Origin of the sequence: Streptomyces gamaensis (assembly GCF_042656465.1) — a bacterium.
Lineage (GTDB): Bacteria > Actinomycetota > Actinomycetes > Streptomycetales > Streptomycetaceae > Streptomyces > Streptomyces gamaensis.
Genome location: NZ_JBHSPB010000062.1, coordinates 1 through 909 on the forward strand (window position 1 = coordinate 1; position 909 = coordinate 909).

The 909-nt window shown below is 65.8% G+C and carries 1 protein-coding gene; it reads left to right on the forward strand.

Going from position 1 to position 909, the window contains the following annotated elements:
- Window positions 1-58 precede the first annotated feature (58 nt).
- The coding region (locus ACFP1Z_RS33675) for an IS630 family transposase (protein WP_390321867.1) at window positions 59-909 on the forward strand (851 nt) is incomplete at its 3' end.

Here is a 909-nt window from a genome sequence, read left to right on the forward strand (position 1 = left end):
CTAGTGCGTCGTGATTCCGTTGGCGTTACTTGATCTCGTGTGTCTCGTTGCTGCTGGCATGGAGCTCTCCGTTGAACAGGCCGCCGAGTTGCGGGCGTTGGCGAACAGCCGGGATGTGTCCGCGGAGGTGGCCGTGCGGGCCCGGATCGTGCTGTGGTCGGGCGAGGGGCGTCGGCGCAAGGACATTGCCGAGTTGCTCGGAGTGTCGCTGCCGACCGTGGACCGCTGGAAGACCCGTTACACGCAGCGCGGTCTGGCAGGTCTGGAAGGCGATCGTCCTGGCGGTGCCCGGGAACAAGTGCCGGCGCGGGTCCGGGCGCGGGTGATTGCGCTGACGCGCATGACGCCGCCGGCGGCCACGGGCCTCTCGCACTGGTCGACGCGTGAGTTGGCGAAGTACGTGAAGCGGACCGAGAACGTCTCCGTGTCCTGGCACTACATCGCGCGAGTCTGGCGCGAGGAGAGCCTCAAGCCCTATCGCAGCGGAACTTTCAAGCTTTCGAGGGACCCCGCGTTCGCGGACAAAGTCGCCGATGTCGTCGGCCTCTACCTCGCCCCGCCGGGCGGTGCGGTCGTGCTCTCGATTGACGAGAAGACGCAGATCCAGGCGCTGGACCGGACCCAGCCAGTGCTGCCCGTGACCTTCTCGGCCACCGAGAAACGCACCCACGACTACGTCCGGCATGGCACCACGAACCTGTTCGCCGCCCTAAACGTCGGCACCGGCGAAGTAGTCGGCGAGTGCAAGCCGAGCCGGAACGGCAAGAGCTTCCTGGCCTTCCTGAAGAAGGCAGTGAAGCCGCATACCGGGAAGGAGATCCATGTCGTTCTGGACAACCTCTCCACCCACACCACGCCAGAGGTGAAGGCATGGCTGGCCGGTCACCCGCACGTCCACTTCCATTTCAC